Source organism: Lysinibacillus capsici (assembly GCF_020217405.1).
GTDB lineage: Bacteria > Bacillota > Bacilli > Bacillales_A > Planococcaceae > Lysinibacillus > Lysinibacillus capsici.
The window spans coordinates 24,472-37,457 of record NZ_CP084108.1; the positions used below are offsets into that span (position 1 = coordinate 24,472).

At 37.0% G+C, this 12,986-nt stretch carries 10 protein-coding genes; 1 reads left to right on the forward strand and 9 read right to left on the reverse strand.

The features are described from left to right. Positions 1–152 precede the first annotated feature (152 nt). From LCP48_RS00145 to LCP48_RS00175, 7 genes are all read right to left on the reverse strand, one after another. On the reverse strand, positions 153–1,448 hold the full coding sequence (locus LCP48_RS00145; protein ID WP_004233390.1) for a S1C family serine protease: 1,296 nt from the start codon (positions 1,446–1,448) through the stop codon (positions 153–155). Positions 1,449–1,615: 167 nt separating this feature from the next. Further along, complete coding sequence (locus tag LCP48_RS00150) at positions 1,616–2,404, reverse strand: MBL fold metallo-hydrolase (RefSeq protein ID WP_004233388.1); 789 nt, start codon at positions 2,402–2,404, stop codon at positions 1,616–1,618. Then, on the reverse strand, positions 2,404–3,228 hold the full coding sequence (locus LCP48_RS00155) for a two-component system regulatory protein YycI (protein WP_004233387.1): 825 nt from the start codon (positions 3,226–3,228) through the stop codon (positions 2,404–2,406). The genes LCP48_RS00150 and LCP48_RS00155 overlap by 1 nt, the downstream gene beginning before the upstream one ends. After that, entirely contained in the window at positions 3,215–4,540 is a 1,326-nt protein-coding gene (locus tag LCP48_RS00160; protein ID WP_004233385.1) for a YycH family regulatory protein, read from the reverse strand. The genes LCP48_RS00155 and LCP48_RS00160 overlap by 14 nt, the downstream gene beginning before the upstream one ends. Then, the gene (gene walK, locus LCP48_RS00165; protein ID WP_004233382.1) at positions 4,537–6,402 is read right to left on the reverse strand and encodes a cell wall metabolism sensor histidine kinase WalK; all 1,866 of its coding nucleotides are present in this window, start codon (positions 6,400–6,402) and stop codon (positions 4,537–4,539) included. Before walK ends, LCP48_RS00160 begins: the two co-directional genes overlap by 4 nt. A 5-nt stretch (positions 6,403–6,407) precedes the next feature. Then, positions 6,408–7,121, reverse strand: a complete 714-nt coding sequence (gene yycF / locus LCP48_RS00170; RefSeq protein WP_004233380.1) for a response regulator YycF — start codon at positions 7,119–7,121, stop codon at positions 6,408–6,410. A 214-nt stretch (positions 7,122–7,335) separates the two neighbouring features. Further along, the gene (locus LCP48_RS00175) at positions 7,336–8,796 is read right to left on the reverse strand and encodes a peptidoglycan DD-metalloendopeptidase family protein (RefSeq protein WP_225340573.1); all 1,461 of its coding nucleotides are present in this window, start codon (positions 8,794–8,796) and stop codon (positions 7,336–7,338) included. Positions 8,797–9,197: 401 nt separating this feature from the next. Between LCP48_RS00175 and LCP48_RS00180 the strand changes: the two genes are divergently transcribed. Continuing rightward, complete coding sequence (locus tag LCP48_RS00180; RefSeq protein ID WP_225341063.1) at positions 9,198–10,037, forward strand: YitT family protein; 840 nt, start codon at positions 9,198–9,200, stop codon at positions 10,035–10,037. Positions 10,038–10,081: 44 nt separating this feature from the next. Here LCP48_RS00180 and LCP48_RS00185 read toward each other — a convergent pair whose 3' ends face one another. Beyond that, on the reverse strand, positions 10,082–11,371 hold the full coding sequence (locus LCP48_RS00185; protein ID WP_004233375.1) for an adenylosuccinate synthase: 1,290 nt from the start codon (positions 11,369–11,371) through the stop codon (positions 10,082–10,084). A 243-nt stretch (positions 11,372–11,614) separates the two neighbouring features. Then, on the reverse strand, positions 11,615–12,976 hold the full coding sequence (gene dnaB / locus LCP48_RS00190) for a replicative DNA helicase (protein WP_004233370.1): 1,362 nt from the start codon (positions 12,974–12,976) through the stop codon (positions 11,615–11,617). Between the last annotated feature and the right edge of the window lie 10 nt (positions 12,977–12,986).

Sequence of the window (12,986 nt, forward strand, 5' to 3'; positions counted from 1 at the left end):
GTATGGAAGAAGTGCCTTTTACTCCCGATTTACTGTGTGGGAATAGTATTCACAATTTTCTAGTTATCCACAATATTTCATAAAAGTATTTTCTCCATCCTCATAAAAAAATCGATGGAGATTGATTAGATCTCCATCGATTTGCAGCTTCTTTACAATGTATTACCGTTTGTTAATGTTAGTGATAGCTCGACTAATTTACCTTGACGGTACACTTTTAATGTTAGCTTATCACCAATTTTTTTGTCATTATATAAATGTTTGCGTAAATCAATAGTTGTTTCAATTTTTTGACCATCCATCTCTACAATAACATCGTATTGTTGAACCCCTGCTTTTGAAGCTGGTGAGTTATTCATGACATCTGTTACAACAACGCCTGTTGTCACCTCTGCAGGTAATTTTAATGTTTGTTGCTGATAGAATGATGGCACATCTGTTAAATCTGCAAGTGAAACTCCCATTGTTGGACGTTTCATTTCTCCATTTTTCTCTAGTTCCTCGATAATTGGAATAGCTGAATTAATTGGAATAGAGAACCCTAAACCTTCAACTGAGGATTCAGCAATTTTCATGGAGTTAATTCCTACTAATTCTCCAGCTAAGTTCACAAGTGCTCCACCACTATTCCCTGGGTTAATCGCAGCATCTGTTTGCAATACTTCTTGTTGCCAATCTTCTGTGCCATCACCATTTAAGTCTACTGGTACAGAACGGTCTTTACCAGAAACAACACCAGTTGTCACAGAACCATAGAAGTCTAAACCAAGTGGGTTACCAATGGCAATCACTGTTTCACCTTGTTTTAATACATCTGAATTCCCGAATGTCGCAACGGTTTTAACATTTTTAGAGTTAATAGAAATAACTGCAAGGTCCGTCCAAACATCATGACCCACTAATTGAGCAGGTTCTTTTGTTCCGTCTGGCATTGTGACCTCTAACTGCTTTGCCCCTTCAATAACGTGGTTATTTGTGATGATAAAGGCTTTGTCACCTTCAATTTTATAAACAACACCTGAACCGCTTCCTGCCTCTTTTGTTGTCGTTGATGGTGGGCTCCAAAAACCTCCGCTTGTGACTTCTTGAATATTTGTGATACCAACAACTGCTTGTGAGGCTTTATCAACTGCAGTTGTCACATCTGTCGTTACTTCTGTAGCTACCTGATTAATTGTTGTGTTATTTTTTCCTGTATTACTTGTTGTTGTTCCAGGCATTTGACTGACAAGTCCTGGTAGCATAAGCCACACAAGTAAAGCACCTATAATGACACCGACCAGACCACTAAAGAAATAGCCGCCTTTACCTCCTCCACCTTTCTTTTTCATGCGCTTAGTCTGCATTTCTTGCTCCTCGCGCTCTAGTCTTTCTTGAAGAGGTGATTTCGGTACTTCATCCTTTTTAAGGAAATCACTGTTTTTATCATCATCTTGGAAATAGCTCATGTTCGTCATCCTTTCCTTTGAGTGCTATCTAATTAGTTGTTACCCTAATCTTACGATTCAAACATTAAAATCAGATGAAAAACAAATAAAATAGACATAAAAAAAGCTGTTCAATGCATTTTTTTAATGCGTTGAACAGCTTCAAGTTTTGCCTAAATAGCCTATGATTAAACCGTCACCAATTTTGTTGGTTCTTCTGCATCCGTATCAAATAGATGAACATGCTCACCAACAAGGATGCCACAAGATTGTAAGGTTTGTGCGACACTCATACGTGCTAGCTCTTTCATATTATTATCTTTACTTAAATGTGAAAGATAAATATTGGTCGTTTTATCAAATACAACCTCACTCATTGCAATTGCTGCATCCTCATTAGACACATGCCCTACATCACTTAAAATACGACGTTTAATAGACCAAGGATAGCGTCCCATTTGCAGCATATTGACATCATGATTACTTTCAAAGACAAAAGAATCAGCGCCTCGAATAATTCCTTTCATACGATCACTGACATAGCCTGTATCTGTAATAATGACAAGCTTGCGATCATTTTCATGAAAGGTATAGAACATTGGATCTGCTGCATCGTGTGAAACAGCAAAAGATTCAACAGCTAAAGAACCAAAATGCTTCACTGTATCCATTTCAAATTCAAAACGTTGCTCTACAGGAATGTCCCCAATAAGCCCATCCATTGCCTGCCACGTTTTGGCGTTTGCGTAAATTGGTACACTATATTTCCGTGCTAGCACACCAATTCCTTTAATATGATCACTATGCTCATGTGTAACAAAGATACCACTGAGCTGCTTCATATTACGGTCGATTTTTGTAAATAACTGCTCCATCTTTTTTCCACTAAGACCCGCATCAACGATAAAAGCATGATCGTCATTCTCTACATAAATCGAATTCCCTGTACTGCCACTTGCTAAAACACTAAATCGCATTATTCAACTCCCCAGTCTTCTTCTTCGCTCTCTTGCTTGTCCTCCTGGATTTCGATGACTTTACCTTCTACTGCATTCACAAAGTACTCCTCTTTTGTCCCATCAGATAATTTCACCTGAACTTCCCATGTTGGCACCAGTACCTGAGTACGTGTCAATTTAACAAGCGTTGAGTAACCTAGTTTCATTTGTGTAATGCGCGAGTCTGGCTTGAGCGGTCCCTTTGCATACAAAGTTTGAATAATTTGAAGTGGTGGAATAACGGTTTCCTGCTGTTCCATTTCTTCAATGTTATCAATCATTGTTTGCTCATACATTGTTACTTCGTTATTAGCATTCCATTTTATTTTTAATGAACCACTATAATAGAACATTCGATTGTTTGTCTTTTGGAAAAAAATTGCGACTCGTTCTTCGCGGTCTACTTTCCATAAAGCATAAGATGCACCTTCAATGATGTTTGCCAGGGCAAAATCTGTAAAGCTTGCGTCATCACTTACATTGCGTAATTTAACAGGCCTCATAAAAATAACCCGAGCCTTTGTATTATTATCATCCTTAAATTTAACTTGCTGGTTACTATTACTAAATTCGTCTGGTGTGAATTTATGCACTTGAGCTGTCATATACGAAGCAGATTCAATATTATTTGGTAATGTGCCATACGTAATATTATCATCCTTTAAACGGGCTTCTATTGTTCTTTCACCCGGTACCTCAATATCTTTTGCTTCATTATAGCGATTGACATAAAGTGAATACAAGAAGATGTTCAGTATTAAAAAAACGAATATAAAAATAGATTTTGTTCTATTCCAATCCATTTTTAACACCTCCTAATACTTCAGGAGTCAGTTTAGTCCATGTACCATTCCGAATAACAAACCAACAAGGTTCAAATATAAATATATTCTGTTCTTGATTTTGTGTTAAATAATAGCCCAAGACGATTTCATCAATATCAGACAAAGGAATACTGTTAGCGCTTTTTAATCTCTCTGCGATCTCCGCACCTGATGCTAATTCTTTGATTTCTTTCTCTAATGATATATCCATATCCAATGAAAAGTATGGACGCTTATAATGGAAAACTCGACTATCTCCCCAAATGGTTGTCATTCGTGTAATGACATGATTGCTATAGACAGGGAAACCTTGCAAATACATTTGATAATCTATTTGATTTTTATTGGTATTGGATGAAGCATAGCGGAAATCTGCCGTAAATCCTCCATGCTCATTAATAAATTCAAAGCTATCCTTTAAAAGCTTGGATGGCTCGACTCTAATACTACTTTCTGCAGCAGGATAAACATAGTTTAATGATTTAAGATTTGTTTCTAAGGTCATTAACGACATACCATCTGTATATTTTTCAGAGGATGCACTTTCCACATTCCGCTGCACAATATTTGGATCTGGGAATAGCACATTTTTAAATAGTTCTGGCGTAATATCCTCAATAAAATACGTATATTTTACAGATTCAATATTACTGTTCGCCAAATAAAGAGATGTATAGCCTTCTCTTTCTACTTCTTTAAAAACCTCATATTTTTTGGCAGGCTCTATGACTTCCTGTATAAATTGATTCATGTTTGGCACACTGACATGTGAGCGGAATAATGATTGGTTATTACCACTAATGTAATACAACATCAATTCTTTGCTATTGTAATTACTCCAATCTATAATCATACGATTGAACGTTGTTTCTGGTAATTCCTTATCAGTGAACTGAAAGATTGTGTTAAAAGCTGAAAATGGAATCTCTCCTGTAAAAAATATTGTCATTCGATGATCTGCGCCAATAATTTGATTCACATAGTTTGCAGAAAGATTATTGTTTACAGGCACCAAATCTAAAACATTCCAGCCTTTAAATACTTTCATCATATCTTTCATAGCTGCATTAGAAACTGTGCCAGTAAACTCTTCTTCAGAACGGAAAATAGCCTTGTATGGTCGAATAATATCCTCCATATCCTTTTGCGGCTTAATTAAAATTTCCTCTCCCTCTGTTTTTTCAATATATTTATAATCAGGTGTATAGGTCCAAATTAAAAAAGTTAAAATCACGCTCAGCATAACAAGTAGAAATAATACAACAGATTTAACTGGCTCTATATATTTCATTCCCACTCACCTGCCTCACCAAATTCATCTGCATCATATGGTAATGTGAAGAAAATGGTTGTACCCTGTCCTTCTTCACTTTCAGCCCAAATCTTACCGCCATGTGCTTCAATCATTTCCCGCGCAATAGCTAGTCCCAAGCCTGTTCCTCCCATAGAACGAGCGCGTGCACGATCCACACGATAGAAGCGATCAAAAATACGGCCAACATTTTCTTTAGGAATACCCATGCCATCATCTGAAATCATGACTTTCAACATGTCATCCTGTCCCGTAAAGCCAAAGCGAATATTGCCACCATCTGGAGAATATTTAATAGCATTGGAAATGATATTATCAATAACTTGTGTGATTTTATCCGTATCAATTTCTACATAAAAGGATGTTTCAGGGAATAATCGTTCAAATTGTACCTTGTCAGACTTAGACATTTCAAATCGGTCAATAATGCGGTTAAAGAATGAATTAAATAAGACAATATCTTTATTTAACTCATAATCTGAACTATCCATTCTTGATAACTGCAGTAAATCATTTACTAAACGAATCATACGCTCTGTTTCGGTTTGTGTCACATTTAAAAACGTAGGAGCAATATTTTCATCTTTCCATGCACCATCTGCAAGTGCCTCTAAATAACTGCGCATTGTTGTTAATGGCGTTCTTAACTCATGTGATACATTTGATACGAATTCCCGACGATCCATTTCAATCTTTTCTTGCTCTGTTATATCGTGCAAAACAGTAATCAGACCATTAATAAATCCTGTTTCTTTTTGAATAACAGAGAAATTAGCACGAAGTATATAGGGGGCATCTGCTGTACTAAAGTTTAAATTCACGGCATCATTCATATGAATTAAGTCTTCAAAACTATATTCCTGATCAATCCCCAATACCGAGGCGATAGGACGCCCTAATGTAATATCTCTTGAAATATGCAGTAATTCCAATGCAGGGTCATTGATGAGAATAATACGTCCCTTACGATCTGTTGCAATTACACCATCTGTCATATTACTCAGAACTGAATCTAGCTTTCGACGTTCAGCTTCTGTGGTGGATTGGGCTTCCTGCAAACGGTTGGTTAGATGATTAAAGGTGATGGCTAGCTGGCCGATTTCATCTGTACCATATACACGTACCTTTCGAGAATAGTTCCCCTTCGCCATTGCCTGAGCCTGCTTTCGCATATCAGCAATAGGCTGTGTAATTGTTCTTGCCACAAGAATACCTAAGAAGATGGTAATGACCAAGGACATTGCGGTACCACCAAGGAAAATCTGATTAATATCATTCATTTGTTCAAAAACTGATTCAATATTGGCTTCAATATAGAGTACACCAATGATTTCATCGTCTGGTCCTGCACCCGCACGAATGGGATTCGCTAAAACCCACACACGATTTCTCGTCTTATTGTCCAGCTTAATAATATCAAACAGTGTTTCGGCAGATATCGCTCGACGTACAAGGTCAGTATTAGAGCGCTGACCTATTAAATTCTGGTTTTCAAGCTCAGATGTTGCAAGTATTCTTTGTCTATTGTCAATGACACGAATTTCTAAAATATCACCATTTGAAACATCCCTTAAACCAGTAGAAAACTCCATAACAATTGACTTTAGGCTCTCCTCTAGTTTAGGCATGCTTTCATCGCGTTCCTTTAAAATTTCCTCACGAAGACTATATTGCATCAGGTCAACTCGCTGAAAAATGGAATCTTGGAAGTTGCTCTTCAAATTTCTTTCTAATTCACGAGCGAAATAGATACCGATAATTTGTAAAGCAAGCAATATTAATAAAATATAAATCAGCACTAGTTTGACATGAATGGATTTAAAGAAGCTCACTTTCTGCATTCCTATTACTCCTGTTCAGGATTTCGTAAATAATAACCTACACCACGTCGCGTGACAATCCAAGCGGGATGACTAGGATTATCCTCAATTTTTTCACGTAAACGGCGAATTGTTACATCAACAGTTCGTACATCGCCAAAGTAATCATAGCCCCATACTGTTTGAAGGAGGTGCTCCCGTGTCATTACTTGTCCAATATGTTTCCCTAAATAATGAAGTAACTCAAATTCCCGATGTGTCAGTTCAATTGCTTCATCACGCTTCATTACTAAATAAGCATCTGGTTGAATAACAAGCGAACCTACGACAATCTCATTCGACTCTTCCTCAGCCTCTTCTGCTGCTGGAGTGACTACTTGTAAACGGCGCATATTGGCCTTTACACGTGCAATCAGCTCTCTTGTACTAAATGGCTTTGTAACATAATCATCTGCACCCATCTCTAATCCTAATACTTTATCAATCTCAGAGCCTTTAGCTGTAAGCATAATAATCGGAAAATCGTATTTTTTACGTACTTCTCTACAAACTTCCATTCCATCACGCTTTGGCAGCATAATATCTAAAAGCATTAAATCTGGTTGCTCTTCCTCTACTTTCTTTAATGCCTCATCACCATCATAAGCACAAATAACTTTATAGCCTTCTTTTATTAAATTAAATTGCAAAATATCTGCGATTGGTTTCTCATCATCAACAACTAAAATTGTTTTATTCATACATACTCTCCCTTTCGCTTCTTATCTATTCTTAAACAATGTGTATTTGTAAATTCACTACTCTTAACTCTATCATGCTTTCGGATTCTATGCATTAATCGATATTCAATCCCTCTAATACTGTGACAAAAAGCGATGTAATTCAACAATTATTTCTCGGGAAATAATAGAAAAAGACAGTCCATTATTCGGACTGTCTCCTATTCAACATGTTTTATCGGCCTACATAAGATAACGGATTTTCTAATGCACCGTTCTTTTCAACTTCAAAGTGCAAATGTGTACCTGTCGAATTTCCAGTGGAACCCATAATACCAATCACAGAACCTTTTTCCACTACTTGTCCGACTTCAACATTAATTGAAGATAAATGTCCATAAAGTGTTGTAAAACCATTATTATGATTAATAACAATACGATTACCATAGGTGCCAGAAGTGCCAGCAGCAACCACTACACCATTATCAGCAGCCAAAATATTATAGTTACTTGGTCGAGCGATATCAATACCACGATGGAAGGCTCCCCAGCGTTCACCCATACCACTTGAAATATAGCCCCCGACTGCTGGCCATGAAAATTCTCCAGTTCCACGTGATGAAATAACCTTTGTACCAACTACTTCAATTTCATCTACTGGTTGTTGAAGTATTTTTTCCTCTAAGGCAACTTTTGATGTCTGTGTACCATTTTCAGATGTTAATGCATAAGTTGTTTCTTTTTTTCCATTAACACCTTCTTGCTTGATGACCTTTTCACCTTTATACATTGTAGGATCTTCTTCAATTACTTTTTTAAACGGAATGACTTCCGCAACTTTCTTTTCCTTTTTTACTTCAAGTGTCACAAATGGCTTTGCCACAGTTACATTTAATTCTTGTCCAATTTGTAAAACTGTATCTACTGTGATATCCGGATTGAGAGCTAGTAGTTCACTTGTTGTTAAATTATGTTTTTTAGCAACTGACCCTAACACATCTCCTGATTCAATTTTGTATGTTTCTTGCTCAAGATAACCTGTCATTAAAAACTTCACGGCTTGCTCAGGTGATAATATATCAGTGGGTGTCACTTTTTGTGATAACCCTGAAACGCCTTGTTTAAAAGAAACATTTAGAAGTCTAGACTCACCATCATTTAATTCTGGTAGATTATTGCTAGCTTGGCGTTTTGATAAGTTATCTAATTCTTGCTGGGAAACATATTGTAGCTTTAACATTTGAACAGTTTTCTCATAAGCTTCTGTATTCTTTAGTGATACTACTGGTTTGTGATTTACTAATAATGTAAAGGCATCTGATTTGGCCACTAAAGATTGCTTAAGTTTTGATAATGTTTCTGCATCTTTTGTTTCGTTTGTAAATACTTGTTCTGGGATTATTTTAACAGCTGAGCTAGCATCAATGGATAAACCTTTGAATTGCTGACTTGCCACTTTTTCTTTTGATGCAATTATTTCTTGAATTGCTTTCTCATCAGATACTGCACCAATATATTCATTCCCCACATAGACGTGGTAAATTTTATTTAAGTTTTCTTTGTTATATTCCTTAGCAAATCCCATGTTAATCGTTAGGCTTGTCATTAAAACTACAACGATTGAAGCCTTTTTAAAAGAAGAAAAATTGTAGGTGAATCTATTGTTTTCTTCTTTTCTTTTCCAAAACGAATTCATCAATAAAGCCCCTTCCAACTTTACCCTACTGTAGGATGATTTACCCACAAGGATTTTTTGCACCCCTATAATGTACCATAAAGAAAATGACGTTTGAACGATTTCACTCTTTTGTAATGTAAATGTATTATTTATCTACTTATTGTTACATAGAATATATTTTATATAGTTTATACATACTGTAATTTTATTCATATATTGGTTCTCAGAATTGATTTAACTATCATCGTTATACTATTCTCAAATTTTTTTCAAGTGAATTTTGACTTAATACTTTTTACTTTTTTAATATTCCGATAAAATATATATAGAAGGTACACTATTTGATTGGAGCGATTAAATTGAGTGATTCACAAACCTCTGAGATCACAACAAAAGTGTTGAGACCTCAGAAAAATAGCATGCGTAAAGTTTTTGCAAGAATTATTATGGTTTCGGTAGGCGCGATTATAATGGCATTGGGCTTGGAACTGTTTTTAGTACCCAACCACATTATGGATGGTGGCATCGTGGGTGTTTCCATTATCACATCTCATTTATTAAAATTACCCCTTGGTATTTTCATCTTCATTTTAAACTTACCTTTTATTTTTTTAGGCTATAAACAAATTGGTAAAACCTTTGCATTGTCCACAGGTCTAGGTATTACTGTACTCTCATTTTCAACACTTGCCTTACATAATATCCATCCATTTACAGAAGACACATTATTGGCAACAGTCTTTGGAGGAATGATTTTAGGAGTTGGTGTCGGGATTGTCATTCGTTATGGAGGTTCATTGGATGGAACTGAAATATTAGCTATTTTAGCTAATAGCAAGACACCTTTTTCAGTTGGTGAAATCATCATGTTCTTCAATATCATTATTTTTACGGTGGCGGGATTTATTTTTAATTGGGAGCAAGCCATGTACTCCATCATTGCATACTATATTGCCTATAAAATGATTGATATTGTTATTCAAGGATTGGAAGAATCTAAATCTGTTTATATCATAAGTGATGACATTGATGAAATTGGACAAACGATTATGGATCGACTTGGTCGTGGCGTTACTTTCCTTCACGGAGAGGGAGCTTATACGGGGAATGACAAGAAAGTCATATTTACCGTTATTACACGTTTAGAAGAATCTAAATTGAAAACAATCGTCGCTGAAATAGATGACAATGCTTTTCTAGCCATCGGTAATATCGCCGAGGTAAAAGGTGGCCGCTTTAAGAAGAAAGATATACACTAAAAAAGGGCATGCCGTATTTGGCACGCCCTTTTCATTTTATTTCGTTATGCTTCCCAAACGTCCACTAACACGTTTGTTTGCTCACGTGCAGGTCCGACAGAGAAAGTAGCAATTTGAATGCCCGTTAGTTCGCTGATACGCTCCACATAGCGGCGTGCATTTTCAGGTAGCTCTTCTAAAGTTCTGCAACTTGTTACATCCTCAGACCAGCCTGGAAGCTCCTCATAAATCGGCTCACATTGTTCAATAATATGAAGATTTGCTGGATACTCTGTGATTGTCTCACCTTTATAGTTATAGGCTGTACAAATTTTTACTGTTTCTAAGCCCGATAAAACATCGATAGAGTTAAGAGCGAGATGAGTAATGCCACTTACACGGCGTGAGTGACGAACAACGACTGTGTCGAACCAGCCTACACGACGTGGACGACCTGTTGTTGTACCGTATTCGCGACCCACCTCACGAATTTGTTGACCTACTTCATCAAACAATTCTGTTGGGAATGGTCCATCTCCTACTCGAGATGTATAGGCCTTAGATACACCAATAACACTTGTTACGCGTGATGGCCCAACACCTGCACCAATCGCTACTCCTCCAGCTACAGGATTTGAAGATGTTACATATGGATACGTACCTTGATCGACATCAAGTAAAATTCCTTGTGCACCTTCGAATAGCACTTTACCGCCCTCATCAAGGACATCATTCAAAATTTTAGATGTGTCCGTAACATACTTGGCAATTTCTTGTCCGTAACCATAGTATTCCTCGAAAATTTCTTCGAATGTTACGCCTTCAACTTCATAGAATTTCTCAAATAACTTATTTTTAATGGCTAAATTATGACGTAGTTTTTCCTCAAAGATTTCCTTATCAAGTAAGTCAGCCATACGGATCCCAATACGTGCTACTTTATCTTGATAACAAGGTCCAATTCCTTTACAAGTTGTGCCGATTTTATTGTCTCCACGACTTTCTTCATCCGCAATATCTTGTTTAATATGATAAGGCAAAATCACATGCGCACGATTAGAAATACGTAGATTATCTGTATTAATACCACGCTCTTGTAAACCTTTAAGCTCTGTTACTAATGATTTTGGATTCACAACTAATCCATTACCAATTACTGAAGTTTTATCTTTATAGAAGATCCCAGATGGAATTAAATGTAATTTATAAGTTTCACCATCAATTTTAATGGTATGTCCTGCATTATCTCCACCGGCAAAACGAGCGATGGCATCGGCTTTGTGCGAAAGGAAATCTGTAATTTTACCTTTTCCTTCGTCTCCCCACTGTGTTCCTACAACTACTACTGATGTCATAATCAGCACCTCCGTTAGATACCTTTGTATCTCAATTTTCAAGCCTCAATTATTGTAACAATGATAGAAACAACTCGTCAATAAAAAATAGCGAAAAACACGAACATAAAATCAAAAAATCTGATTCAACGTTCGTGTTTAATAACAGAATGGTATGAATATTATCGAACATTCAGATTAATTTGTTCTAAGGGTAATATTTCATTACTAATAGGTAACTTATCTGAATGACGAGTAACTTGACTAATCACGTGGCGGTGGCGGTGGCATTTGTGACCAATCCACATTAATGAATTTATTGAATTCTTTTTTAAAGGCCAATGTAACGGTACCTGTTGGACCATTACGTTGTTTCGCAATGATAATTTCGATCATATTTTTATTCTCAGATTCTTTATCGTAATAATCATCACGGTATAAAAACGCAACAATATCAGCATCTTGCTCAATACTTCCCGATTCACGTAAGTCACTCATCATTGGCCGTTTATCTTGTCGTTGCTCAACACCACGAGATAACTGTGATAACGCAATAACAGGTACCTTTAATTCACGAGCTAATCCCTTTAAGGAACGGGAAATCTCTGATACCTCTTGCTGACGGTTTTCTCCTGGCTTGCCGCTCCCCTGAATTAACTGTAAATAATCAATTAAGATCATTCCTAGTCCATTCTCCTGAGCTAAGCGACGACATTTCGCACGGATTTCATTGATACGTACACCTGGAGTATCATCAATAAAAATCCCTGAATTCGATAAACTACCCATTGCCATAGTTAGTTTACCCCAATCTTCCGTAGTTAAAGCACCTGTACGTAAAACTTGTGCATCTATATTTCCTTCAGCACAAAGCATACGCATGACCAGTTGCTCTGCACCCATCTCTAAAGAAAAGATTGCAACATTTTCACGAGCTTGTACAGCAACACTTTGCGCAACATTCAATGCAAAGGCGGTTTTCCCTACAGATGGACGAGCAGCAACAATGATTAAATCGTTGCGTTGAAAGCCAGCAGTAATGTTATCTAAATCACGGAAGCCAGTCGGGATACCCGTTACTTCTCCCTTTTGTGATTGCAGTTGCTCAATATTATCGAAAGTTTCCACTAGCACATCTTTAACATGCTTAAAGTCACCTGCATTCTTTCGATTGGCAACCTCCATCATTTTCTTCTCTGCCTCGCCTAATAATGCCTCTACTTCGTCTTCACGTGTATAGCCGTCCTCGACAATTTTCGTAGCCACTCGAATCAATCGACGTAAGAGGGCCTTTTCCTCAACGATTTTGGCATAATGAGCGACATTGGCAGCTGTAGGGACAGCATTGGCGAGCTCTAGTAAATAAGAAAGCCCGCCAACGTCCTCAATCTCTTTTTTAGCTGATAATTCTTCTGTAACTGTTACAACATCTATCGCTTTTCCTTGATCACTCAAGCGCAACATCGTTTCGAAAATTTTCTTATGGGCATTTAAATAAAAATCATCTGCCAATAAAATTTCTGATGCAGTTATTAATGCCTGTGGCTCAAGGAAGATAGCACCGATAACCGATTGCTCCGCCTCCCGGTTATGCGGTGGAACGCGGTCCATCATCGGTTCACTCATGGATTGTCGC

Bases quoted from the DNA above. Each gene is read 5' to 3' on its own strand.
- yycF (WP_004233380.1), bottom strand. From the start codon at position 7,121: ATGAATAAAACAATTTTAGTTGTTGATGATGAGAAACCAATCGCAGAT.
- LCP48_RS00160 (WP_004233385.1), bottom strand. From the start codon at position 4,540: ATGAAATATATAGAGCCAGTTAAATCTGTTGTATTATTTCTACTTGTT.
- walK (WP_004233382.1), bottom strand. From the start codon at position 6,402: ATGCAGAAAGTGAGCTTCTTTAAATCCATTCATGTCAAACTAGTGCTG.
- LCP48_RS00185 (WP_004233375.1), bottom strand. From the start codon at position 11,371: ATGACATCAGTAGTAGTTGTAGGAACACAGTGGGGAGACGAAGGAAAA.
- LCP48_RS00155 (WP_004233387.1), bottom strand. From the start codon at position 3,228: ATGGATTGGAATAGAACAAAATCTATTTTTATATTCGTTTTTTTAATA.
- LCP48_RS00175 (WP_225340573.1), bottom strand. From the start codon at position 8,796: ATGAATTCGTTTTGGAAAAGAAAAGAAGAAAACAATAGATTCACCTAC.
- dnaB (WP_004233370.1), bottom strand. From the start codon at position 12,976: ATGAGTGAACCGATGATGGACCGCGTTCCACCGCATAACCGGGAGGCG.
- LCP48_RS00150 (WP_004233388.1), bottom strand. From the start codon at position 2,404: ATGCGATTTAGTGTTTTAGCAAGTGGCAGTACAGGGAATTCGATTTAT.
- LCP48_RS00145 (WP_004233390.1), bottom strand. From the start codon at position 1,448: ATGAGCTATTTCCAAGATGATGATAAAAACAGTGATTTCCTTAAAAAG.
- LCP48_RS00180 (WP_225341063.1), top strand. From the start codon at position 9,198: ATGCGTAAAGTTTTTGCAAGAATTATTATGGTTTCGGTAGGCGCGATT.